This is a genomic window from Pseudolabrys sp. (assembly GCF_050250095.1).
Classification (GTDB): domain Bacteria; phylum Pseudomonadota; class Alphaproteobacteria; order Rhizobiales; family Xanthobacteraceae; genus Pseudolabrys.
The window spans coordinates 212,679-235,633 of record NZ_JBFWPH010000001.1; the positions used below are offsets into that span (position 1 = coordinate 212,679).

Consider the following 22,955-nt stretch of genomic DNA (forward strand, 5'->3'; position numbering starts at 1 on the left):
TGGACTATATTCCTATCACCCGCTCACGAGGGGCGCTTCTAGAGGCGTTCTTTGAAGTGGAGCGGGTGCGGCCCCCGCGTTTGTGCCCCGCAGGCACAGCCCCGGGTGGTTCGGGAGTTCCGCCCTCCGGCCACTACGGGCCGGACGCGAGGAGCTCGCAGGTACGGCCCGGCAACGACCGCCTTAATCGGCGGCGGCGCGCCGGTCCCGATCGCGCGGCCCGGACCAGATAAGCCGTCAGTGGAGCGCCGTGAGGCGAGTGGATCGATCGCAAGATCCACCCCGCGCCTCGCAAGCGCGGAGACCAAGGTGCGCTTCACGGCGCTCCATCCCCTCACTTTTCTTGCCGCGAATGGGGCAAGCCCCAAGCGCGGTATCGCGAGGGATCAACGGAAGCGGGCGTCCCCGGCGCCGTCTAAACAACACGGGCGCTCCCGCACATCCGCCGTTATCCTCCGCCACAAAGCCGTCAGGAGTCGCCATGCATCGTCACGTCCGCGCTGCGCACATTCGTCTCGGCGTCCTGCCGGCGATCCTCGCCGTGGCGCTCGCCGCCTTCACGCCCGCCGCCTCCCACGCGCAGGCGAAATGGCTCACCTACACCAATGTCCGCTTTGCCTTCGCGGTCGATTATCCGGCCGATCTGTTCCCGAGCTATGTCGAGTCCGACAACAGCGACGGCGCGACGTTCAACGCGGCGGGCGAGGGCGTCGCGTTCCGCGCCTTCGGCTTCTGGAACAACGACCACCAGCGGCCGCGCGCGCTGCTCAAGGAGCGTTATGAGGGCAAGAAGCTCGACTACTCCGCCGTGAAGCAGGACTCCTTCGTCGCGTCGGGACGGCAACAAGGCCGCGACGGCGCGGCGATCTTCTACGACCGCTGCCATTTCGCCGGCGAGCGCGTCGTCTGCGTCAATCTGGTCTATCCCGCCGCCGACAAGAAAAAATGGGACGCCATCGTGCCGCGTCTCACCCGCTCGCTGCGCGCGCTCGCCGGCGGCCGTCAGCGCGCCGGTCTGTCGCGCGCGACGCTGCGCCAATGAAAAAGGCGCGGCGTCCGCGAACGCCGCGCCTTCGTTCGTGCCGCGCCGGCGCCTTGCGCCAACAACTATTTGCCGTCGAGGAAGTCGCGCCAGGCGGCGTTGACCTTGTCCGGCGTCTCCACTTCGGTCAGGTGGCCGTAGCCTTCCATCCGCACCAGCTTGGCGTTCGGCAGCGCCTTCGACAGCGCGACCGAGGTCGTCTCGATCGGCGCGATCTTGTCGAGGCTGCCGTGCACCAGCAGCGTCGGCGTCTTGATGTCCTTGGCAAAGGCCAGCGAGTCGAAGTCATAGGCGTAGAAGCTCGCCTGCAGGTAGCCGGAGCCGCTGGTGCCGGCGAGCGTCTCCATCACGAGCTGCTTGGCGACCGGCGTCACGTTCGGGGCGACCACGAGGCCGATCACCGTGCGCGCGTAGTTCATGCCGCCCGCGGTCTCGAACTGCTTCTGCCGGCGCTGGAAGGTTTTCTCGCGCACCTCCGGCGGCGTGCCCTTGGAGCCGACCGAGGTGCCGCTGAGGATCATCTTGCTCACGCGCTCCGGGTGGCGGCGCACGAAGCATTGCGCGATCGCGGAGCCGAACGAATTGCCGACCAGAATGAACTGCTTCAGCCCCATCGCGTCGGCGAAGGCTTCCGCCGCGTCGGCGTAGTCGTCGCAGCTCGGCTTGTCCTCGCGCAACTGCGAGGTGAGGTAATAGCCCGGCGCGTTCCAGGCGATCAGCCGGTATTTGTCGGCGAAGGCGGCGTACTGGTAGCGCCAGTAGGTCGAATTGGCGCCGATGCCGTGCAGCAGCAGCATCGCCGGCGCATCCGGTTTGCCGGCCTCCATGTAGCTGAAGCGGTCGCCGCGATATTTCGCCCGCGCCGCGGCCGGGATCTCGACGAAGCGCAGTTCGGGCAGCGCCGGCGGATCGGCGGCGCGCACCGGGGTCGTCGTCACAGCGCCGCCGCAGATCAGGGCGGCGGCGAACGCGGCGCGCAGGATAGTTGCAAGGCGCATGGGAGCAGGGCGCATGGGGCTTCCTCCTTCGGTGCCGGCTGTGGGGCCGCCGGCATTTATTTTGAACTTAAAGCATCTCGCCGATCTTATTGCGCCCATGGCGCGAGGCAAGCACGCGCCGCGCGTATGCCGCATTGCGTCACGACCGGCTTGTGCTGCGGCGACCGATTTCCGACACTGGGTGTCGAAAAGCCGTCATCGCCCGTTTCCGGTGGTGACGATTGAAGAACACAGGAATGGAAATGCCCGCTTTCATCTGCACGGCCTGCGGCACGCAATATCCGCCGTCCGATACGCCGCCGAAGCAATGCGTCATCTGCGAGGAGGAGCGGCAATACGTGCCGTCCACCGGGCAGGGCTGGACGACGCTGGAGCGGCTGCACGTCGACCGGCAGACCGCGTTCCGTCTCTACGAGCCGGGCGTCTTCGGCCTCGGTCCGCAGCCGAATTTCGGCATCGGCCAGCGCGCCATTCTGGTGCAGACGCCGAACGGCAACATTCTGTGGGACTGCACCGCTTTCATCGACGACGCGACGGTGGAGATCATCGAGGCGCTCGGCGGCATCAAGGCCATCGCGATCTCGCATCCGCATTTCTACACGACGCATGCGGAGTGGACGAAGCGCTTCGGCTGCAAGGTCTACATGCACGCGGCCGACGCGAAATGGGTGATGCGGCCGGATGTCAACATCGTGCACTGGGAGGGCGACACCCATTCGCTCTTGCCCGGCGTCACGCTCATCCGCTGCGGCGGGCATTTCCCCGGCGGCACGGTGCTGCATTGGGCGGGCGGCGCGGAGGGCAAGGGCATCGTCTGCGCCGGCGACGTTCTCAGCGTCACGACGGACAACAAGTTCGTGTCCTTCATGCGCAGCTATCCGAATTTCATTCCGCTGTCGGGCCGCGAGGTGGTGCATATCCAGCGCGCCATGCAGCCGTTCTCGTTCGAGCGGATCTACGGCCACTACATGGATCGCGCGATCCGCCAGAACGGCAAGGCCGTGCTCGACGCCTCGGTGACGCGCTACATCGCGGCGCTCAACGGCACCGCGCGGGCCGAGGGCGAATAGCCGCGGGCGGGACATGACGCAGCAGGGCGGTCCGTTCAACGCCTGGAACCCCGGCCTCGAGTCGGAGCTGCCACGCGCTTTCCTGCCGCTGTCGACGGTGTTCCGCGCCGAGAACGTCACCACCCCGGTCGCCAAGGCTCACGAGCTTGCCGCCTGGTGCGGGCTGCCGCCTCACGAGTTGGTCGCGTTCCGCCCCGAACGGTTGATCGTTCATGAGACGCTGATCCATGTCACGACCGGCATTTCGGTGCCGGACGGCGTGGATTACGAGGACCTCGGCCGCAATTTCCGCGGCATCGCGGCCACCATCCTCAGTCGTTACGTCCCGCCGCATCGCGAGGAGGTGCTGCGCGCCTTCGCCCGCGTGCGCGACGCCGCGGCGGCTTTCATCGGCGAGGAGCTTGCGCGCGCGCAGGCCGCGCCGCCGGCTGCGCCGCGCGAGAAAGCGCCGGGCCTCTTGCGCCGCCTGTTCGGCGGAGCGCAAGACCCGCCACCCCGCGCGGCCGCGAAACCGGCGGCGGAGCGCGAGCTGGACATCATCGCACGCTGGCGTCACGCCGCGGAGACGGCGGGCGATCCGCTCCAGGCTGCGTGTTTCGAGGCGCTGCATACGGTCGCGACCGGCGTGTTCGCCCGGCAGAGCCGGCTGTTCGGCAATGTCCCGCTGCTCGGCGAAATCGCGGTGACCTTGGTGTCGAACAGCTACGGCAGCGAGGCGATCGGCGAGGCGCTTGCGCCGCATGTGCGCGAAGCGGCGGAGAAGGAAGGTTTCCGCCTGCTGCCGCGGCAGGAGCATCCCGTCGTCATGAACGTCAAGGGTGCGTCGGCCGCCGGCAAAAGCTCGATGCGCCCGCGCCAGCGCGATCTCGCCCGCAAGCTGAAATTCCCGTGGGAAGAGTTCGCGCTCATCAGCCCGGACATCTGGCGCAAGTTCCTGCTCGACTACGATTCGCTGGGCGAGGCCTACAAATATTCCGGCACGCTGTCGGGCCACGAGATCGAAATCGTCGACAAGAAACTCGACCGCCGCATGGCGGCGCTTGCCTTGCGCGGGGACATGCCGCATCTGCTGATCGACCGCTTCCGGTTCGACAGTTTCGTACCCGAACTCGAAGGGCACGGCTCGAACCGGCTGCTCACCCGCTTCGGCGATCTGGTCTACCTGTTCTTCATGATCACGCCGCCGGAGATGACGGTCGAGCGCGCCTGGCTGCGCGGCCTCAAGGTCGGGCGCTACAAGGCGGTCGAGGATCTGCTCGCCCACAATGTCGAAGCCTATACCGGCATGCCCGAGCTGTTCTTCACCTGGGCGCTGGCGGCGGCCAAGCGCGTGCACTACGAATTCCTCGACAACAGCGTTGCCGAAGGCGAGGCGCCGCGCACCGTGGCGTTCGGCTGGAACACCGAGATGACGATCCTCGATGTCGGCAAGATGATCGACATCGAACGCTACCGGAAGGTCGAGATCGCGGCGCGCCAGCCCGGCGACGTCTATCGCGGCCGCAATCTCGCACCGGATCGCAATGTCGATTTTCTCAAGCGCTGCGTGCGCTGGATTCCCGTCATCAATTTCGCCGACCGCCAAACCGGAGAGGTCTATGCCCGTCTGCGCGACGGCAAGCCGGTGTGGTGCGATGCAAAGCTGCTCGCGCAAGCGATGAAGGACGACGATGCGCGTACCGGCCTTGAGGCAATTGGCATCACCGCGGCGGTGCAGGACGCCGGCGGCGAAGCGCCGGCCGATCTTTCGGGCGCGTTGCTGCATACGATCGGCCGCTGGGGCGAGGCACTTGTCCGGTAGCCGGTTCGACGGCGCGCGCCGGCATTATTTGCGCCACAGTTGCAACCCAGAATTTGCAATGAATGTGAACCTGCGGGTTTGCGAATGCGTTATCGCGTTGAGGGTGAATCGAGTGGAGGAACGCCCATGTCGCACTTCGAAATGTTGCAATTCAATTTACGTCGCGCCATTCCGGTTCTGGCCGTCGCGGCCGTCTTGCCTCTGATGGCCGCGTCTCCGGCAGCCGCGCAGACCTATCCGTGGTGCTCCATTTACGGCGGCAGTTCGTGGAGCGGCGCGGAAAATTGCGGCTTCTCGACGTACCGCCAGTGCATGGAAAACGTCAGCGGCGTCGGCGGCTTCTGCCAGCGCAATCCGCTGTACCAGCCGCCGGCGAAGCGCTCGAAGCGCAGCAGGAACGGCGAGCGATAAGACAAGGTCGCCGGTCAGGCGCTTTTGCGCATGAAGGCGGCGAAGGTTTGCGCGATTTCCGGCTCGAGGTGGGTCCACTGGTCGAAGTGGATGATCGGCACGTCCTCGTCCTTGATCGGCAGTTCGTGCAGCGTGCTCCCGGCGATCTTGCGCGCGGCGACCCGGCCGCTTTCCGATGAATGCGTGTTGTCGTTGCCGGGGATCACCAGCACCGGAACCTTGATGGTCGCGAGCTCGGCGTCGGTCACGCCCATCACCGGCAGGTTGGCGCCGGCGACGAATTTCTCGCGCCAGCCTTTCAGCATCGCAACGAACCGGTGCGGCTCGATGGCTTCGAGCGTCGCGCGGCTTTTCGGGTTCGCCGCCGCAAGCTTGGCATAGTGCTCGGTCGCGAGCACCGCGGGCATGCCGCCTTGCTCGGCGGCGCGGATATACTGGTCGTAATACATCTCCGGCAGGCGTTTCGCCGCGAAAGCGCCGCCGGTCACCCGCAGGAGCAGCAGCGCACGCACCGCATCCGGATGGCGCAGCGCGAACAGAAGCGAGGTCCGCGCGCCCGACGACGAGCCGCTGATGAAGGCGGGCAAGGCGTTCAACTGCTTCAGCAGGTCGTAAAGGTCGTCGGCCCAGATCGCTTCCTCAGTGTCGGTGGTATCGAACTGCAGGCCGGAGGCGCCGGTGTTGCGGCGGTCGTGCAGCAGCACACGGAAGCCATGCGCGGCGATCTTTTCCGCCAGCGGCACGAATTCGTCGTGACCGCGCCGGCCGCCGGGGATCATGGCGATCCACGGGCCGTCCTTGCCGATCACGCGGTAGAAGATTTCAACGCCCCGGACAGTCGCAACCGGCATCGCATACGCCTCCCGCAAACACGCCGCTCATGAGGCAGCGTTTCAGGTGACGATGATAGCAGGAAGCCGCTGACGGGAAATGGCGGCGGTCAGATCACCGCCACGGCCATTGCGCCATGCGAAAGTCGTCGATGGCGTTGCGCACGATGACGCGCAGCCGGGCGGGTCCTAGCCGCTCCATCGCGGCATGCCAGCGGTCGGCAGCGTCGACGATGATATCGCTGACAGCGTTGCCGGGCAGGTTGCGCGCGGCATGCCGCATGCCGGCGGAGCCGAACGGTGCGAAGACCGCGAAGGCGATCAGCATCGCGGCAATCGCGACGCGGACATTGGCGCGCGTTTCCGTCGCCTTGTCGGCGGATTCCGGCCTGCGCTTGATGCGCTGCCAGAGGCTCGCAGCCGGTTGCGGTTTGCGCAATGCCGCGGTGTCGGCGGCGCGGTAGGAGAGGGCGTCGTGTGCCATCAGTGTGCGCTCCCGGTCAGAACTGGAAATAGATGAAGGGTGCGACACCCTCGGGGCCGGCGATATCGATCAGCACCAACCCGCCGCCGAGCATCAGGCCGAATACGAATGCCGGTGCGTCGCACAGTTTGTCGGCGGCGCGCTCGAACAGGTTGCCCGGCAAAAACTGGACGGCGACCGCGCCCGCGGTCAGCAGCAGCAGGAACGGCGTCAGCGCTTCAAAGCCGCCGGTGAAGGACAGCATCTTGGCGTAATAGCTCCACACCGCCTGAATGTCCGGGCTGCGGAAGAAGATCGCCGACAGCGTGAACAAATGAAAGGTCACGAACCAGCCGGTGAACGCGCCGGCCCAGGCCGAAGCGGTATCCGCCGGCGGCTGCGCGGCGCCGGGCCGACGGCTCGGCAGCGGGGGTGTCGCGTCCGCGCGCGCGGTTTTGAACGCGTGCCAGCGCGTCTTGACGAAGCGTTCCAGCCCAAGTCCGATGCCGTGGATCGCGCCCCATAGCACGAACGTCCAGTTGGCGCCGTGCCACAGGCCGCCGAGCAGCATGGTCAGGAAGATGTTGCGATACATCCGCCAGCCGGCATCGCGCTTGTCGCCGCGCAGCGCGCGATAAAGATAGTCGCGCAGCCAGGTGGAGAGCGAGATGTGCCAGCGCTGCCAGAGCTGCTGCAGCGAGGCCGCGGCAAACGGCCGGTCGAAGTTCCTGCGGAAGCGATAGCCGAGCAGCGCGGCAACGCCGATCGCGATGTCGCTATAGGCGGAGAAATCGCAATAGACCTGCACCGCATAGGCGTAGTGCGCGGCGATCAGGTCGCCGCTCGCGGCGATGTCGGGCTGCGCGAAGACGGGATCGACCAGATCGACCGCGATATAATGAGCGATCACGGTCTTTTTCAGCATGCCGCTGAGCACCAGAAGAAGGCCCCAGGCGAGCGCGGTCCGCGACAGATCCGGCTTCCTCTCGAGCTGCGGCAGGAAGTGCGAAGCGCGCACGATCGGCCCGGCGACGAGCTGCGGAAAGAACGAGATGTAAAGGAACAGGTCGACCGGCGATCGCACCGGCGGGATATGCCGGCGCGAAACGTCGATGACGTAGGAGATGCCCTGGAACGTGAAAAAGGAAATGCCGATCGGCAGGATGATTTCGAGGAACGGCAGGTCGCGCTGCCAGTCGAGCGCGACCAGCACGTCCGTCAGGCTGTCGATGAAGAAGTTGTAGTATTTGAACAGCGCCAGCACGCCGAGATTGACCGCGACCGCGGCGACAACGACCCGCTGCCTGAGCTTGCCGGAGCTATCGGCGATCAGGAGACCCGCCAGATAGTTGAATGCCGTGCTGCCCGCCAGCAGCGCCATGAAGCGCCAGTCCCACCAGCCATAGAAAACGTAGCTCGCCGCGAGCAGCAGCAGCTTGCGCCAGCCCATGCGCTCGCGCAGCGCCCAACTCGCGATGAACACGGTGAAAAAGAAGAACGCGAAAGTGGCGGTGGGAAACAGCATGGCGGCGTCCCCTAGCGCAGGCCGATGGCCCGGCTGATGCGGTTGGCGAGGCGCAGTTTGCCCTCGTCGGTGAAGTGCATGCCGTCGCTCTTGCGCAGCTGTCGCTTGACGCCCGACAGGCTCATGCCGAACGAGCTGTAGGCGCCGTCTTCGAGAAAGGTGTTCCAGATATCGATGTATTTGAAGCCGTGCTTGGCGGCTTGGCGGCGATAGATGCCATTCTGCATGCGGAAGCTGATGCTCATCGACGGCGAGCGCACGGCGGGAAGTCCGACCCAATAGACCCTGGCGCGCGACTTCTTCAGTTCGTTCATGAAGCTCGCGACCCGCTTCTCGTATTCCTTTTGCCAGGCGCGGGTGTCGGGATCGAAGCGGCGGCCGTCTTCGCGGATGGTCTGCCGGTCGTTGCCGCCGATGACAACGATGATGATGCCGGGCCGGTGATGATCGAGAAACAGATCGACTGATTTGTTCCAGTCGAAGTAGTCGTCGCGGACGAGACCGGTCGCGAACCGCGTATGCTTGACGACCTGGACGCGCCTGTTGCGCGCGTGCAGCGCCTCCATGCCCTGGCCGAGATCGTTGGCGAGCGAGTCGCCGACAACGGCGACTCCGATCGCACGGCCGCGCGTCTGACCTTCGGCCGGCGCGGCGGCGACAGTGCAGAGGGCAAGTACGGCGAATAATGCGGCGATGGCAACGCCGCGGCGGTGCGGCGTTCCGGTGGCTTCGGATCGCGGTTTGAACATGCGCGGACTCGTTCTCGTCAGTGTGAGTGGGTCGCCCACGCGAAACCTAACGGCGTATAAATTTCGAATAAACTTAACGGCGTGCCTAACCTGTTAATTGGTGAATCCGGGAAACGGCTGCGGAGCGCAGCCTGGTGCGCATTGCGTGGCGCGACGCATGCGGCCGATGGGCGCATGCTGGCGCGATCGGACAGGAATGGAAGTGTCAGATGAATGGGGCGCGGCGGAAATGCGGATGCCGTGTGCGTTCTTCGACGTGGCGGATGTAATGCACGATGTCTTCTTTCTCGTGCTTGTGGCCGACGTCGCGAAACCGCATTTCGAGGCCGCAGGAGCAGCACCGGATCGGGTCGCTGTGCGCGATGCGGCGAATACGCTCGCGGAACGTCCGCCGGCATTCGGGGCAGCGGACATTGACCTTCAGGTCTCCGACTGAATCGCGCATGGTTTTTGTCCTTGCGTGGTCGGTGAGTGTCCCTGAAAGGCTGCGCTGAATTCCTTGCCGGTGTGTTACCGCCGGGTTGCGTCGGCAAAACATCCGACGGTATCGGCATTCTCACGGAGCAGACGCGAAAACGGGCGCGGCGTCGTCCGCCGCACCCGCTCTCAATTGTCTAAACTTGTCGGGAAAGAGCGCGAAGCGGTCTTACTGGCCGTCGTCGTCGCTGCTCGGCTTGTTGCCGCCGAGCTGCTTGAGCTTGGCGAACACCGCGTTGACGTCGATGTCGCCGCCCGGACGGCCGCTCGCTTCGGCTTCGGCGGCTGCTTCGGCTTCCTTCGCCTCGCGGCGCGCGGTGGTTTCCGCAGCGGAGAGCAACGTCGCGCCGGCGGCCTGCTGCGGCGGCTTCTCTTTGTTGGCGCGGTTCACTTCCATGTCGAGCTGAAGCTGCGAGCACAGGCCGAGCGTCACCGGATCCATCGGCGCGAGGCTCGCGGAGTTCCAGTGGGTGCGGTCGCGGATCGCGGAGATCGTGCTCTTGGTGGTGCCGACGAGACGCATGATGGCCGCGTCCTTGAGTTCCGGATGATTGCGCACCAGCCAGAGGATCGCGTTCGGCCGGTCTTGGCGGCGCGACACCGGGGTGTAGCGCGGGCCCTTGGTCGAGCGTTCCTGGGTCGGCAGATTCACCTTCGGCGTGGCGATTTCCAGCTTCTTGTCGGGATGCGCCTCGGCATCGGCGATCTGCTCGCGGCTCAGCTGGCCGGTCTGGATCGGGTCGAGGCCCTTGATGCCCTGCGCGGCGTCGCCGTCGGCAATGGCCTTCACCTCGAGCGGGTGCAGTTTGCAGAACTCCGCGATCTGGTCGAACGTCAGTGCGGTATTGTCCAGCAGCCAGACGGCGGTGGCCTTGGGCATCAGCGGAGCTGCTTGTGCCATGACAAAATCTCCCTTGCGCTTCGCCCGCCCTCCGGGCGAAGCACCAGATCATCGGTGATGATCGGAAAAAGTGGCCGGAATATAGGGACATAAGCCTGCCCACGCAACCGGCTCGGCTTGACAGTTTTAGCCGCCCGGCCCATGTCGGGGGCGGTATTTCCGGGGAAATCATGGCCAGCGGACCCGCCAGACCGCCTCTGAAGGTGCTGTTGTGCTCCCCGCGCGGGTTCTGCGCCGGGGTGGTGCGCGCCATCGATTCCGTGGAGCGGGCGCTCACGGTCTACGGGCCGCCGGTCTATGTCCGCCACGAGATCGTTCATAACCGTTACGTGGTCGAGAGCCTGCGCGCCAAGGGCGCGATCTTCGTCGAGGAACTGTCCGAGGTTCCCGCGACCAGCGCGCCGGTGATTTTCTCCGCGCATGGCGTGCCGCGTTCGGTGCCGGAGGAGGCGCAGGGGCGCAATCTGTTCGTGCTCGACGCCACCTGTCCGCTGGTCACCAAGGTTCACCGCGAAGCGGAGATCCATCACCGCCGCGGCCGCGAGGTCGTGCTGGTCGGCCATGCCGGGCATCCTGAGGTGATCGGCACGATGGGGCAGTTGCCGGCTGGCAGCGTCAGCCTGGTCGAGACGCTGGCCGACGCGCAGGCTTTTGCGCCGCGCGATCCGGCGCAGCTCGCCTATGTGACGCAGACCACGCTATCGGTCGACGACACCTCGGCGATCGTCGAATGTCTCAAGGCGCGGTTCCCGGCGATCGTCGGCCCGCACAAGGAAGACATTTGCTACGCGACCACCAACCGGCAGGACGCGGTCAAGCGCGTCGCGCCGCGCGTCGACGCGATGATCGTGGTCGGCGCGCCGAACTCCTCGAACTCGCAGCGCCTCAAGGAAGTCGCGGAGCGCGCTGGCTGCCGCCATGCGGTGCTGCTGCAGCGCGCCGGCGACATCGACTGGAACGACTTCGGTGCGATCGGCAGCCTCGGCATCACAGCCGGCGCCTCGGCGCCGGAAATTCTGGTCGAGGAAATCATCGGCGCCTTCGCCGAGCGTTACGATGTGAACGTCGAGACCGTCTCGGCCGCCGAGGAGGCGGTGTTCTTCCCGCTGCCACGGCCGCTGCGGGAGGATCAGGCGGCGGAGTAGGGCGTTCATGGCGGTCTACACCGACGTCAGCGAGGACGAACTCGCACGGTTTCTCGGCTCATACGACATCGGCGCCTTGCTCTCGTTCAAGGGCATCGCCGAGGGCGTCGAGAACTCGAACTTCCTCGTCCATGCCGAGCGCGGCCACTACATCCTGACGCTCTACGAAAAGCGCGTGGCGGCGGGCGATCTGCCGTTCTTCCTCGCGCTGATGGAGCATCTGGCGGATCGCGGCATCACCTGTCCGCAGCCGGTCCATAACAGGCAGGGCGTCGTGCTGGGCGAAATCGCCGGCCGGCCGGCGGCGATCGTCACCTTTCTCGACGGATTGTGGATCAGGCGGCCGGGCGTCAAGCATTGCGCGGCGGTCGGCGAGGCGCTGGCGCGGCTGCATCTCGCCGGCCAGGATTTCGGCATGACGCGCGCCAATGCGCTGACCGTCGGCGACTGGCGGCCGCTCTATGCGCAGGCCGACGGCCGCGCCGACAGCGTGCAGCACGGACTCGCCGAGGCGATCGCGCGCGAACTCGATGCGCTGGAAAAGAGCTGGCCGCGCGGTCTGCCGCAGGGCGTGATCCACGCCGACCTGTTCCCCGACAACGTGTTCTTCCTCGGCGACAAGCTGTCGGGACTGATCGACTTCTATTTTGCCTGTACCGATACGCTCGCCTATGACGTTGCGATCTGCCTCAACGCCTGGTGCTTCGAGCCGGATCACTCCTACAATGTCACCAAGGGCCGGGCGCTGCTGCAGGGCTACTCGGCGGTGCGGGCTTTAAGCGCGGCGGAACGCGAGGCGCTGCCTTTGCTCGCGCGTGGCTCGGCGCTGCGCTTTCTGCTGACGCGGCTGGTCGACTGGCTGCGCGTGCCGGACGGCGCGCTGGTGCGGCCGAAAGATCCGCTCGAATATTTCCGCAAGCTGCGCTTCCACCAGTCGGTGGCGGGCGTGCGCGACTATGGATTTGAATAGTAATGAGCGGCGAGCGCATCACGATCTACACCGACGGCGCGTGTTCGGGAAATCCCGGCCCCGGCGGCTGGGGCGCGATCCTGATGTTCGGCGAACACCGCAAGGAGCTGAAGGGCGGCGAAGCGCATACCACCAACAACCGCATGGAGCTGATGGCCGCGATCTCGGCGCTCGAGGCGCTCAAGCGGTCATGCGAAGCCGATCTCTACACCGACAGCGAATATCTGCGCGGCGGTATCACGTCGTGGATCAAGGGCTGGAAGAAGAACGGCTGGCGCACCGCCGACAAGAAGCCGGTCAAGAACATCGACCTGTGGCAGCGGCTCGACACTGCGCTGGCCGAACACAAGGTGCGATGGCACTGGGTAAAGGGTCACGCCGGTCATGCGCTGAACGAGCGTGCCGATGAGCTTGCCCGCGAGGGGCTGGTTGCGGCGCGGGCGGGCGCCCGAGGAGCGCTCTCATCCGCGCCGCGAAAGTCGCCTTAGAGCTGCTTCAGCAGGGTGTCGCCGCCGGACACGGTGCACTGGCCCGGATTTTCTTCGACGTTGAACTGCTTGACCACGCCGTCCTCGACCAGCATCGAGTAACGCTTGGAGCGGGTGCCGAGGCCGCGGCCCGAGCCGTCGAACTCCATGCCGACCGCCTTGGCGAACTGCGCGTTGCCGTCCGACAGCGCCTCGACCTTGCCGTCGGCGCCGGTCGCCTTCAGCCAGTTGGCGAGCACGAAGGCGTCGTTCACCGCGGTGACGGCGACCGTGTTCACGCCCTTGCCCTTGATGGCGTCGATGTTCTTCACGAAGCTCGGCATGTGCATGTTCGAGCAGGTCGGCGTGAAAGCGCCGGGCACGGCGAACAGCGCGACCTTCTTGCCCTTGAAGACGTCGTCGGTGGACTGGGCCTTCGGGCCTTCCGGGCTCATGACATAAAAGGTGGTGTTTGGCAGCTTGTCGCCGACCTTGATCGCCATCGGGTTCCTCTCGCGTTGGACTGAAACTCGGAGCGAACCTTACTCGCCTAGGAAAATTAGTCGAGACGCGTCTTGACCTCGACCGGCCTGTCGCCGCCGACGATCGTGAAAGTCAATTGAACCGGCGCGTTGGGATCGGTCCCGGCGGGCAGGCCGTCGAGCGCGAAGCTGAACTGGCTGCGTCCCGGCGGCGCGCCGGGCATGGCTGAGGGGATCGGCAGCGCCCATTCGGCGGTCGGCCCCTCGACGAAGATCTCGTGGGCTTTGCCGTCCGGCAACGCAACGACGACCGTCGGCTTCGCTTTGCCGCTCGCCCGCTGGACGGTGAGGCCGGCGGCTGTGGCGGAGACCTGCCGCGGCACCTGCGCCTCCGCGGCGGCGAGCAGCTTGTCGTCGCTCCCTGATGTGCCAGACTTGCCGTCGAGCGTCAGCGTCGCCTCGCCTTCGGCCGGCACGCAGAGCTTTTCGCAGACGGCGTAATCGATCTTCAGCTTGAGCGTGACCGGTTGCCCTTTTTGCTTCGGCGTCACGGCCAGCGGAAAGATCGCGGTGCCCTTGTAACCGATCGACTTGCCGCTGTCGTCGCTGAACATGTGCGGCGCGGGCCACAGCACGGTAGCGGAAGCAAGATTGGTCGAGCCGGAGAAGTCGAAGCGCGGCGGTACGCCGGAGTCGCCCGGATAACGCCAATAGGTTTTCCAGCCGGGCTGCATGCGGATTTCGACGCCGGCGCGCAACTGGCCGGCATCGTTGTGTCCTGTGCCAGCCAGCAGGCGAATCGAGGAATGCTCCGCCGCGCCAGCCGCGGCCTGCGTCACCAGGACGGCGGCCAGTGCCGCCATCAAGGCCGCCGCGGTTGTCACAATGCCGGGACCGTTGGGAAGCCGTGTCATGCCGTTTGCTCTAGCCGGACCGCCGGACACGCGCCATTGAACTGATTGTGAGCATCGCGGTTAAGTTTCGGTCACATCTGCCGCCACAATTCCAGCCAACGATTCTGCTCGAATAGGACGTGGTCAAATTACATATTGGCAATTTTTGGCAAGTTTCGCTTCCATCTCCTCCTTGATCGGATAACCTTTTCATATGCCGCGTAAATCGAAACCCAAGCTTGAATCCATGTCTGCCGAGCCGGCCCGCGGCTTTCTCGACGGGCAGATGCTGGTCGCGATGCCGTCGATGAGCGACGAGCGATTCGCCCGCGCCGTCATCTATGTCTGCGCGCATTCGACCGAGGGCGCGATGGGCATCATCGTCAACCAGCAGGTGGCGGATGTCGATTTTCCCGATCTGCTGGTGCAGCTCAACGTGATCCCGGACAGCGACCGCATCGAGCTGCCGCGCCGCGCGGAAGGCGTCAAAGTCCTCAAGGGCGGTCCGGTCGAAACCGGCCGCGGCTTCGTGCTGCATTCGTCCGACTACTTCATCGAGAATTCGACGCTGCCGATCGACGAGGGCGTGTGCCTGACTGCCACGCTCGACATTCTCAAGGCGATCGCGCGCGGCGAGGGCCCCGTGAGCGCTGTGCTTGCGCTCGGCTATGCCGGCTGGGCGCCCGGCCAGCTGGAACAGGAAATCCAGGACAACGGCTGGCTGCATTGCACGGCGGATTCCGATCTCATCTTCGGCGCCGACATCGACACCAAATACGACCGCGCGTTGCGCAAGATCGGCATCGATCCCGGCATGTTGTCGAGCGAAGCCGGCCACGCCTGAGCGTTCGGATTTCTGAAAATCTAGCGGGCTTCCCGCGCGAGCGCGCCGCCGCTGACGGGCGCCTCGCTGCCGATCAGCTTGCCGGCCTTGTCGGCTTCCATCGGCTCGCCGAACGCATAGCCCTGCGCGTATTCGCAGCCGAGCTGGTAAAGCTCGACGGCGTCGGAGTCCGTCTCCGCGCCTTCCGCGACGACGTCCATGCCGAGGTCGTGCGCCATCGCGACGATCGAGCGCAGGATCACCGGCCGCGTGCCACGTGAGGTCGTGCGCACGAAGGACTGGTCGATCTTGATGGTGTCGAACGGGAAGCGCTGTAGATAGGCGAGCGAGGAATGGCCGGTGCCGAAATCGTCGAGCGCAAGGCCGGCGCCGAGCTCGCGCATGCGGGTCAACATTTGCGAGGCGTGCTCCGGATTTTCCATCACGAGGGATTCGGTCAGCTCCAGCTTCAGCGAGCCGCGCGCGACCGAGGAGCGCGCCAGCACGGTGCGCAGGTCGTGGATCAGATCGTGGCGCAGAAGCTGGCGCGACGAGATGTTGACGCTGACGAAGACAGGCTCCTCGCTCTTGGCGTGGCGCTGCCACGTCGCGAGCTGCTTGGCCGCGCGGTCGAGCACGAACAGGCCGAGGTCGACGATCAGGCCGATTTCCTCGGCGATGCTGATGAACTCGGCCGGCGATAAGCGGCCCATCTTCGGATGGTCCCAGCGCGCCAGCGCCTCGAAGCCGGCGATGGCGCGGTCCTCGAGCCGGACGATCGGCTGGTAGAGGATCACGATCTCCTCGCGCTCGATGGCGCGGCGCAGTTCCGATTCCATCGTCAGCCGGTCGGTCTTGCGGGCGCGCATCGCCGGCTTGAATACCTCGATGCGGTCGCCGCCGATGCGCTTGGCGTAGTACATCGCGAGTTCCGCATCCTTGAGGACTTCCTCGGTGCGGTGCGGCTGGCTGTCGGCCAGCGCAAGACCCATTGACGCGGTGAGGAAAATCTCGCGCTCGTTGAAGACGATCGGCGCGCGCAACGTCCGGCGCAGCGTCTCGGCGAAGGCGACGATTCGCGCCGGCTCCTTTTCCGACATCAGGATCAGCGCGAACTGGTCCCCGGCGAGCCGCGCCAGCGTGTCCTGCGGTTTCAGCAGCCGGCCGAGGCGGCGCGCGATGGTGAGCAAAATTGAGTCGCCGACCGCGATACCGACGGAGTCGTTGACCTGCTTGAAGCGGTCGATGTCGATCACCATCACGGTCGGGCGGATCGAGCTGTCGGAGCGGGCGAAGCCGAACGCGGCCTCGAGCCGATCGAGGAACAGTTCGCGGTTCGGCAGGCCGGTGAGGTTGTCGTGGACGGCGTCGAACAACAGCCGTTCCTCGGCGTTCTTCGCTTCCGTCACGTCGGATAGCGTGCCGACGAGGCGCACCACTTCGCCGTCGGTCGCGACCACCGGCCGCGCGCGCAGCGAGAACCACAGGTAATGCCCGTCGGGACCGCGCAGGCGGAATTCCTGCACCAGCCGGCCGCGTCGTTGCTCGACGATCCCGTCGAGCGCGGCGCGGAAACGGTCGCGATCGAGCGGATGCAGCACCTCGAGCCAGCCGGCCGCCGGCCCTTCGAGGCTGCCGCGTTTCAGGCCAAGCGCCTGTTCGGTCTCGTGGCTGGTGAACACCTTGTCGGCGGAGACGTCCCAGTCCCAGATCATGTCGCCGGAGCCGGTCAGCGCCAGCGCGCGCCGCTCGACGTCGGAGACGATGCCCTGCGTGACGCCGCCGGCGAAGGCGTGCTGCATCACCGTGAAGCCGATCAGCATGACGATGAGGACGAGGCCCCCGAGCAGCGCCGGCGCGACGATGTCGTTGGTGACGAAGCCTTCGACCGCGAGGCTCGCGGCGAGCACCCAGACGACAAGCAGCAGCCATGTCGGGATCAGCAGCACGGCGCGGTCGAAGCCGTGGGTCGAGAGATAGACGACGAGCGCGAAGCCGACCACCGCGATGGCGAGCAGCGAGATGCGCGCGATGCCGGCCGCCACCGCGGGATCGTAGACCGCGACCGCAACCAGCATCGCGAGGCCGAGCAGCCAGGCAGCGGTGATGTGAACGTAGCGGACGTGCCAGCGATTGAGGTTGAGATAAGCGAACAGGAACACGAGCAGAGTGGCGGCCAGGATCGCTTCGCCGCAGGCGCGCCAGATGCGCTCGGCGCCCGCCGTCATGTCGAACACCTTGCCCCAGAATCCGAAATCGATGCCGATGTAAACGAGCACCGCCCAGCCGAGCGCGGCGGCAGCCGGGAACATGATCGAGCCCTTCACCACGAACAGGATGGTGAGGAACAGGGCGAGCAGGCCGGCGATGCCGATGACGATGCCGTAATAGAGCGTGAAGCTGTTGACCTTGTCCTTGTAGGCGTCAGGCTCCCACAGATAGATCTGCGGCAGCTGGTCGGTCCGCATCTCCGCGACATAGGTGATGACGGTGCCGGGATCGAGCGTGACGCGGAACACGTCCGCGGTTGCGCTTTCCTGACGGTCGGGCCGGTCGCCGGACGACGGCGTGATGTTGGCGATGCGCGACAGGCCGAGGTCGGGCCAGATGATGCCGGAGCCGACCATCCGGTAGTGCGGCACGACGATCAGCCGGTCGATCTGCTCGTCGCTGTTGTTGGTGAGCGCGAACACCGCCCAGTTGGTGCCGCCCTCGCGGGCGCGGACTTCGATGCGGCGGATGATGCCGTCGGCCGCCGCCGCGGTCGAAACCTGGATGCGGTCGCTTTCGGTCTTCTGGACTTCGGTGGCGCGGGTGAGGTCGATGGCCGGCACGTCGAGGCGCACGTTGACGCCCTCCACCGCCCGCGCGAGCGACGGCGCAAATGCGACGATCGCCAGCGCGGCGGCGAGACACGCCGCGGCGTTGCGCCAAGTCCGTTTCAACCCGCAACCCCCCGCTGCCCCGGTGCCGTTCCGGCTCTCACGTCGGGCAGTCTCTGTCGCTCTCTTCTCAAGGTGGCAGAGTATCGCCCACATTGTGCCAAATTCGCGGCCTGAGACGACCCCTGAGGTTCGAAATTTCACAACAATCGTCAAAGAGTTAGCACGATCTTCCCGATGTGGGCGCTGCTTTCCATGCGCGCGTGAGCCTTGGCGGCCTCGGCCAGCGGGAAAGTGCTGTCGATCAGCACCTTCACCTTGCCGGCGGCCACGAGCGGCAGCGCCTGCGCTTCGACCGCGCGGGCGATCGCGCCCTTGTCGGCCACCGAGCGCGAGCGCAGCGTCGAGCCGGTGTGATGAAGCCGCTTGAGCATGATGCGGCGGAAATCGACGGTCGCCTTCGGCGAGCCCTGGAACGCGATCTGCACGATGCGGCCTTCGACGCTCGCGGCCTCGTAGTTGCGGCCTATGTAATCGCCGCCGACCATGTCGAGGATGACGTTGGCGCCCTTGTCGTTCGTTGCGGCCTTGGTGGCGGCGACGAAGTCTTCGGTCTTGTAGTTGATCGCGACGTCGGCGCCGAGCTTGCGGCACGCGTCGCATTTTTCATCTGAGCCTGCGGTGGTGATGACGCGCGCGCCGAATGCCTTGGCGAGTTGGATCGCGGTGGTGCCGATGCCGGACGAGCCGCCATGCACGAGAAATGTCTCGCCGGATTTCAGCGCGCCGCGCTCGAACACGTTGTGCCAGACGGTGAAGAAGGTTTCCGGGATCGCCGCTGCTTCGACGATCGGAATGCCGCCGACGCCAAGCGCGTGACTCTCATGCGCGAGACAATACTCGGCGTAGCCGCCGCCGATCACGAGCGCCATCACCTTGTCGCCGACCTTCCAGCGCGTGGCGTTGTTGCCGAGTGCTGCGACGGTGCCGGCGACTTCGAGGCCGGGAATGTCCGGTGCGCCGGGCGGGGGCGGGTAGAGGCCTTGCCGCTGCATCACGTCCGGGCGGTTGACGCCGGCGGCTTCGACCTTGATCAGGATTTCTCCCGCGCCGGGCTGCGGCACCGGGCGCTGCTGCGGCACCAGCACCTCGGGCTTGCCGAGTTCGCGGATACCGATGGCGGTCATTTTTTCGGGCAGGGCGGACATGAGGCGCAGCTTTCTGTGTGCGGGAATACAATTGTTTAGGCGGGCCTTCACGGTGTGACAACCCGGACTTGTGGCGCTAAATTTCGGGCCAAGGGAGCGCATTCATGGCGGCATTCGACGACGAGGACAGGCCCAAGAAGAAGATCACCCACGAGATCGGACAGGATCTCGCGCTGTTGTCGGTCGAGGAGCTTGCCGCGCGGATCGCGTTGATGCGCGAGGAGATCGCGCGGCTCGAAGCCGACATCGGGAAGAAGAAAGCCTCCCGCAGCGCGGCCGACGACGTTTTCAAGCGATAGAGCGCTGCCCGCCGGTAGATAAAATTTTAAGCACTTAACCCGGCGTTAAGCTTTCTCGTTCATTACTGGTCTCGTCCATCTTCATGGACGTTGAGTGGCTCCTGTCCACTCTGTTTGACGCCTCCCTGTTATCACCTTCGAGCCGCCGGCAACGGCGGCTCTTTTTTGTCCCATTTCGGGGCAGCGCTCGCGTGCGCCGCAAAATCATTTTGAAATCGCACCAAACTGCAGTTCGAATTTTTCGGAATCGCTGAATCTGCTGCGGAAACTGTGATCTTAAGGTTGCACGGCAACTATGCTTCGAGGTTTGTCGGCTTAACGTCTGGACAGTCCGACCGATGCGCGCAATTCTCCCGCTCGCAAGGGGCGCGTATCCCGTTCCCGGTTGGTAAGGCGTAACGCGATGGCTGAGAAAACCATGAGCGAGGCTCAGACCGTTTCTTTCGGTGAGAAGCTCGCCAACTCGCAAGCTTTCTCCGAACTGTTTCGCGAGGGCATGGCGCTGGTCGAAGAGACCGCGACCTATCTCGACGGCGCGGGACGGCAAGAATCGAAGGCGCTGACCCGCGGCGCGGCGCTCGCTTACGCGACCGAAAGCATGCGTCTCACCACCCGGCTGATGCAACTCGCCTCGTGGCTGCTGCTGCATCGCGCAGTGAAGGAAGGCGAGATGTCGCTCGCGCAGGCGAGCAAGGAAAAAGCCAAGGTGAAGCTGTCGACCGCCGACACCAGCGATCCGCAGAACATCGCGCTCTTGCCGGCGCAACTGCGCGAGCTGATCGAGCGTTCGCAGAAGCTGCAGCTTCGCATCCGCCGGCTCGACGTCACGATCCACAATGCCAATGCGGCGACCGACGAGCCCAAGCTCAATCCAGTCGAACGCCAGCTCGGCCTGCTGAAAGCCGCGTTCGGCGGCGCCGCCTGAGCGGGCATCAAAGCCCCGAAAAACCAAAGCCCCGCCGAAGCGGGGCTTTTTCATATCCGAAGCAGGTCGAAAACGGCTTACTTCTTGTCTTCCTTCAGGAAGCCCGAGAACTTTTTCTGGAAGCGCGACACGCGGCCGCCGCGGTCGAGGATCTGCTGCTGGCCGCCGGTCCAGGCCGGGTGTGACTTCGGGTCGATGTCGAGATGCAGCACGTCGCCTTCCTTGCCCCAGGTGGTGCGCGTGGTGAACTCGGACCCGTCGGTCATCTTGACGGTGACGGTGTGGTAGTCGGGATGGATGTCGGTTTTCATGATCGTTAACTCGCTCAGGCGCGCCGGCGGGCGCGGAGCGCCTTCGGCCGAATTTGGCCGGGTCTATACAGGAGTAGGCCCCATGACACAAGCCGCCGGAAAATCGTGGCTTTTGGCGGCATTTGCGCTTGCCCGGAGGCCGGGGCATTGTCCGGCGCAGACCTGAAAGGGGCGGCAAAAGGTCCAGTCCGGGGTTTCGTTTGCGATCATGAGTGCGGCAGGAAGTGACGGGCGGGGCGGCCTCGATGTGCCGCTCGAGGCGGGCGCGGGGCGCCGGGTGAAGCTGCGGCCGTTGATGCTGCTTGCGCCCTATGTCGGGCGCTACAAGGGCCGGGCCGCGGCCGCGCTGGTGGCGCTGGTCGTCGCCGCGCTGACCACGCTGGTCGTTCCGATCGCGGTGCGCCGCATGATCGACTTCGGCTTCACCGCCGAAGGCGTGGCGCTGATCGATAGCTATTTCGCGGTGATGATCCTGGTGGTCGCGGTGCTCGCGGGCGCGAGCGCCATGCGCTACTACCTCGTCACCACCATCGGCGAGCGCATCGTCGCCGACATCCGCAACGACGTCTTCACGCATCTGACGCGATTGTCGCCGGCCTTCTTCGATCAGGCTAAGACCGGCGAGATGATCTCGCGGCTGACCGCCGACACCACGCAGATCAAATCCGCGGTCGGCGCGTCGGTGTCGATCGCGCTGCGCAATCTCGTGCTGTTCATCGGCGGCGCCGGCATGATGGTGTTCACCAGCCCGCGGCTCTCTTGCTTCGTGCTCGGCGCGATCCCGGTGATCGTGCTGCCGCTGGTCGGATTCGGCCGTTCGGTGCGCCGGCGCTCGCGGCGCGCGCAGGACACGCTGGCGGACGCCTCGGCCTACGCATCCGAGCTGATCGGCGCGTCGCGCACCATGCAGGCCTTCACCAACGAGCGTCTTGCGGTTCGCCGCTTCGGCGGCGCGGTCGAAAGCGCCTATGAGGCCGCGCGCGGCGCCACCATGGCGCGCGCGGTGCTCACCGCCATCGCGATCTTCCTCGTCTTCGCCAGCGTCGTCATCGTGCTGTGGGTCGGCGCGCAGGACGTGCTGGCCGGCGACATCACGCCGGGCCGGCTCGGCCAGTTCGTGCTCTACGCGGTGTTTGCCGCCGGCGGTCTCGGCGAGCTGTCGCAGGTGTGGGGCGAGATCAGCCAGGCATCGGGCGCGGCCGAGCGGCTGTTCGAGATCCTGCGGGTCAAGCCGGACATCACCGCGCCGGAAAATCCCGCAGCCCTGCCGCAGCCGGTGCGCGGCGAGGTCGCGCTGGAAGATGTGCGGTTCGCTTATCCCTCGCGGCCGGACGTCACGGTGCTGGACGGCATCACGTTGCGGGTGAAGCCGGGCGAGCGCGTCGCGCTGGTCGGCCCGTCCGGCGCTGGCAAGAGCACGATCTTCCATCTGATTTTGCGCTTCTACGATCCGGCGGGCGGACGCATCGGCTTCGACGGCGTGCCGCTCGCCAGTCTCGATCCGGCGGAGTTGCGCCGGCACATCGCGCTGGTGCCGCAGGACTCGGTGGTGTTCGCCGCGAGCGCCCGCGAAAACATCCGTTTCGGCCGCCCCGAGGCGAGCGACGCCGAGATCGACCGCGCCGCGGAACTCGCCCGCGCGTCCGAATTCATTGCGCGGCTGCCGGAAGGCATGGACACCATGCTCGGCGAGCGCGGCGTGACGCTGTCCGGCGGCCAGCGCCAGCGCATCGCCATCGCGCGCGCCATCCTGCGCGACGCGCCGCTGCTGCTGCTCGACGAGGCGACCTCGTCGCTCGACGCCGAAAGCGAGACGCTGGTGCAGGCCGCGCTCGACAAGCTGATGGAGCAGCGCACAACCATCGTGATCGCGCACCGGCTCGCGACGGTGCTGTCCTGCGACCGCATCCTGGTGATGGACCAGGGCCGCATCGTCGAGGAGGGCACGCATGCGAGCCTCACCGCCGCCGGCGGGCTTTATGCGCGGCTCGCCAAGCTGCAGTTCGAGGCGGCGTAGGCTCGCGAGCCAGTTGCTTTCCATTTCTTCCACTGAGCGGGTTGAGTTTTCCGCTCACCCCCCGCGAAAGCGGGGGTCCAGTCTGGATTCCCGCTTTCGCGGGAATGAGCGGAGTGCGTGGTGGCCTTGTAGATTGTCCTCGGGCGATGGACGCGCGGGGGCGACCCTGTTCTAGAAGGCGCGGGCACGCCTGCGGTTCACATTCATCTCGCACTTCGAAAGTGCGAGGGACTGGAGCGCCGGAAGGCGCTCGGTCGTTCGGGTCC

23 protein-coding genes are annotated in these 22,955 nt (G+C 65.9%); 11 read left to right on the forward strand and 12 right to left on the reverse strand.

What is annotated here, in order from left to right; all coding sequences use genetic code 11:
* Nucleotides 1–481: 481 nt before the first annotated feature.
* On the forward strand, nucleotides 482–1,042 hold the full coding sequence (locus AB7F10_RS01035) for a hypothetical protein (RefSeq protein WP_428558167.1): 561 nt from the start codon (nucleotides 482–484) through the stop codon (nucleotides 1,040–1,042).
* Nucleotides 1,043–1,107: 65 nt separating this feature from the next.
* On the opposite strand, the gene AB7F10_RS01040 is transcribed toward AB7F10_RS01035, so the two are convergent.
* Nucleotides 1,108–2,055, reverse strand: coding sequence for an alpha/beta fold hydrolase (locus AB7F10_RS01040; protein ID WP_428558166.1), 948 nt, complete (start codon nucleotides 2,053–2,055; stop codon nucleotides 1,108–1,110).
* A gap of 221 nt (nucleotides 2,056–2,276) precedes the next feature.
* Here AB7F10_RS01040 and AB7F10_RS01045 point away from each other — a divergent pair, with 221 nt between their 5' ends.
* The 3 genes from AB7F10_RS01045 (at nucleotide 2,277) to AB7F10_RS01055 (ending at nucleotide 5,322) form a co-directional block, all read left to right on the forward strand.
* Entirely contained in the window at nucleotides 2,277–3,110 is an 834-nt protein-coding gene (locus tag AB7F10_RS01045; protein WP_428558165.1) for an MBL fold metallo-hydrolase, read from the forward strand.
* 13 nt (nucleotides 3,111–3,123) lie between these two features.
* The gene (locus AB7F10_RS01050) at nucleotides 3,124–4,911 is read left to right on the forward strand and encodes a hypothetical protein (protein ID WP_428558164.1); all 1,788 of its coding nucleotides are present in this window, start codon (nucleotides 3,124–3,126) and stop codon (nucleotides 4,909–4,911) included.
* Between the two features lie 126 nt (nucleotides 4,912–5,037).
* Nucleotides 5,038–5,322: a DUF3551 domain-containing protein gene (locus tag AB7F10_RS01055; protein ID WP_428558162.1), complete on the forward strand. Its 285-nt coding sequence runs from the start codon at nucleotides 5,038–5,040 to the stop codon at nucleotides 5,320–5,322.
* Between the two features lie 14 nt (nucleotides 5,323–5,336).
* Here AB7F10_RS01055 and AB7F10_RS01060 read toward each other — a convergent pair whose 3' ends face one another.
* From AB7F10_RS01060 to AB7F10_RS01085, 6 genes are all read right to left on the reverse strand, one after another.
* The gene (locus AB7F10_RS01060) at nucleotides 5,337–6,173 is read right to left on the reverse strand and encodes an alpha/beta fold hydrolase (protein ID WP_428558161.1); all 837 of its coding nucleotides are present in this window, start codon (nucleotides 6,171–6,173) and stop codon (nucleotides 5,337–5,339) included.
* Between the two features lie 94 nt (nucleotides 6,174–6,267).
* Entirely contained in the window at nucleotides 6,268–6,636 is a 369-nt protein-coding gene (locus tag AB7F10_RS01065; RefSeq protein ID WP_428558160.1) for a hypothetical protein, read from the reverse strand.
* A 16-nt stretch (nucleotides 6,637–6,652) separates the two neighbouring features.
* Nucleotides 6,653–8,140: an MBOAT family O-acyltransferase gene (locus tag AB7F10_RS01070; protein WP_428558158.1), complete on the reverse strand. Its 1,488-nt coding sequence runs from the start codon at nucleotides 8,138–8,140 to the stop codon at nucleotides 6,653–6,655.
* 11 nt (nucleotides 8,141–8,151) lie between these two features.
* On the reverse strand, nucleotides 8,152–8,889 hold the full coding sequence (locus tag AB7F10_RS01075; protein ID WP_428558157.1) for an SGNH/GDSL hydrolase family protein: 738 nt from the start codon (nucleotides 8,887–8,889) through the stop codon (nucleotides 8,152–8,154).
* A 205-nt stretch (nucleotides 8,890–9,094) separates the two neighbouring features.
* On the reverse strand, nucleotides 9,095–9,334 hold the full coding sequence (locus tag AB7F10_RS01080) for a hypothetical protein (RefSeq protein WP_428558156.1): 240 nt from the start codon (nucleotides 9,332–9,334) through the stop codon (nucleotides 9,095–9,097).
* A 201-nt stretch (nucleotides 9,335–9,535) separates the two neighbouring features.
* Nucleotides 9,536–10,267, reverse strand: coding sequence for a DUF1013 domain-containing protein (locus AB7F10_RS01085; protein ID WP_428558155.1), 732 nt, complete (start codon nucleotides 10,265–10,267; stop codon nucleotides 9,536–9,538).
* A 170-nt stretch (nucleotides 10,268–10,437) separates the two neighbouring features.
* Between AB7F10_RS01085 and ispH the strand changes: the two genes are divergently transcribed.
* Genes ispH through rnhA form a run of 3 tightly spaced genes read left to right on the forward strand, consistent with a single transcriptional unit; the run spans nucleotide 10,438 to nucleotide 12,870 of the window.
* Nucleotides 10,438–11,412 carry a 4-hydroxy-3-methylbut-2-enyl diphosphate reductase gene (gene ispH / locus AB7F10_RS01090; RefSeq protein WP_428558154.1) on the forward strand — a complete coding sequence of 325 codons (975 nt, stop codon included), beginning with the start codon at nucleotides 10,438–10,440 and terminating at the stop codon, nucleotides 11,410–11,412.
* 7 nt (nucleotides 11,413–11,419) lie between these two features.
* A complete protein-coding gene (locus AB7F10_RS01095) occupies nucleotides 11,420–12,382 on the forward strand; it encodes a homoserine kinase (RefSeq protein ID WP_428558153.1) in 963 nt (320 codons plus the stop codon).
* A 2-nt stretch (nucleotides 12,383–12,384) separates the two neighbouring features.
* Nucleotides 12,385–12,870: a ribonuclease HI gene (gene rnhA / locus AB7F10_RS01100; RefSeq protein ID WP_428558152.1), complete on the forward strand. Its 486-nt coding sequence runs from the start codon at nucleotides 12,385–12,387 to the stop codon at nucleotides 12,868–12,870.
* Here the strand turns inward: rnhA and AB7F10_RS01105 are convergent.
* Both AB7F10_RS01105 and AB7F10_RS01110 read right to left on the reverse strand, forming a co-directional pair.
* A complete protein-coding gene (locus tag AB7F10_RS01105) occupies nucleotides 12,867–13,352 on the reverse strand; it encodes a peroxiredoxin (RefSeq protein WP_428558151.1) in 486 nt (161 codons plus the stop codon). The two genes, rnhA and AB7F10_RS01105, sit on opposite strands and share 4 nt — an antisense overlap.
* Before the next feature lie 56 nt (nucleotides 13,353–13,408).
* Nucleotides 13,409–14,245, reverse strand: a complete 837-nt coding sequence (locus AB7F10_RS01110; protein ID WP_428558150.1) for a protein-disulfide reductase DsbD domain-containing protein — start codon at nucleotides 14,243–14,245, stop codon at nucleotides 13,409–13,411.
* A 226-nt stretch (nucleotides 14,246–14,471) separates the two neighbouring features.
* Here AB7F10_RS01110 and AB7F10_RS01115 point away from each other — a divergent pair, with 226 nt between their 5' ends.
* Nucleotides 14,472–15,068: a YqgE/AlgH family protein gene (locus AB7F10_RS01115; protein ID WP_428558149.1), complete on the forward strand. Its 597-nt coding sequence runs from the start codon at nucleotides 14,472–14,474 to the stop codon at nucleotides 15,066–15,068.
* Between the two features lie 20 nt (nucleotides 15,069–15,088).
* Here the strand turns inward: AB7F10_RS01115 and AB7F10_RS01120 are convergent, their stop codons facing one another.
* The gene (locus tag AB7F10_RS01120; RefSeq protein WP_428558410.1) at nucleotides 15,089–17,947 is read right to left on the reverse strand and encodes an EAL domain-containing protein; all 2,859 of its coding nucleotides are present in this window, start codon (nucleotides 17,945–17,947) and stop codon (nucleotides 15,089–15,091) included.
* Between the two features lie 194 nt (nucleotides 17,948–18,141).
* Entirely contained in the window at nucleotides 18,142–19,137 is a 996-nt protein-coding gene (locus tag AB7F10_RS01125) for an NAD(P)H-quinone oxidoreductase (protein WP_428558148.1), read from the reverse strand.
* A 104-nt stretch (nucleotides 19,138–19,241) separates the two neighbouring features.
* Between AB7F10_RS01125 and AB7F10_RS01130 the strand changes: the two genes are divergently transcribed.
* Nucleotides 19,242–19,436 (forward strand): DUF1192 domain-containing protein, encoded by a 195-nt coding sequence (locus AB7F10_RS01130; protein WP_428558147.1) that lies wholly within the window; start codon nucleotides 19,242–19,244, stop codon nucleotides 19,434–19,436.
* A 403-nt stretch (nucleotides 19,437–19,839) separates the two neighbouring features.
* On the forward strand, nucleotides 19,840–20,361 hold the full coding sequence (locus tag AB7F10_RS01135) for a DUF1465 family protein (protein ID WP_428558146.1): 522 nt from the start codon (nucleotides 19,840–19,842) through the stop codon (nucleotides 20,359–20,361).
* 77 nt (nucleotides 20,362–20,438) lie between these two features.
* On the opposite strand, the gene rpmE is transcribed toward AB7F10_RS01135, so the two are convergent.
* Nucleotides 20,439–20,672: a 50S ribosomal protein L31 gene (rpmE, locus tag AB7F10_RS01140; protein WP_428558144.1), complete on the reverse strand. Its 234-nt coding sequence runs from the start codon at nucleotides 20,670–20,672 to the stop codon at nucleotides 20,439–20,441.
* 208 nt (nucleotides 20,673–20,880) lie between these two features.
* Here rpmE and AB7F10_RS01145 point away from each other — a divergent pair, with 208 nt between their 5' ends.
* Nucleotides 20,881–22,689, forward strand: coding sequence for an ABC transporter transmembrane domain-containing protein (locus tag AB7F10_RS01145; RefSeq protein WP_428558143.1), 1,809 nt, complete (start codon nucleotides 20,881–20,883; stop codon nucleotides 22,687–22,689).
* The last annotated feature ends 266 nt before the right edge of the window (nucleotides 22,690–22,955 follow it).